Source organism: Microvirga pakistanensis (genome assembly GCF_004458765.1).
Classification (GTDB): domain Bacteria; phylum Pseudomonadota; class Alphaproteobacteria; order Rhizobiales; family Beijerinckiaceae; genus Microvirga; species Microvirga pakistanensis.
On record NZ_SPJX01000567.1, the window covers coordinates 1 to 223 of the forward strand.

Here is a 223-nt window from a genome sequence, read left to right on the forward strand (position 1 = left end):
CGCTTTTCTGACGCAAGCGCCGGCACGCATCGCTAAGCTTCTGGCTCGGCGCTCGGCGGATTCCGCTGGGATGGTCGCTAGGCAAGTGACGATAGGCTCCGATGTGAGGGCCCTCGAGAATTGCGATATCGTCATCGAAGCCGTTTACGAGAACATGGAGACCAAAACTGATGTGCTCAAGCAACTCAGCGATCTCTTGCCCCCTGAGGCGCTGATCGCGAGC

General features: G+C 58.7%; 1 protein-coding gene. It reads left to right on the plus strand.

Annotated elements, in window-relative coordinates; genetic code table 11:
• Positions 1-40: 40 nt before the first annotated feature.
• On the plus strand, positions 41-223 hold a 183-nt coding region (locus E4K09_RS31175), incomplete at its 3' end, for a 3-hydroxyacyl-CoA dehydrogenase NAD-binding domain-containing protein (protein WP_425293879.1).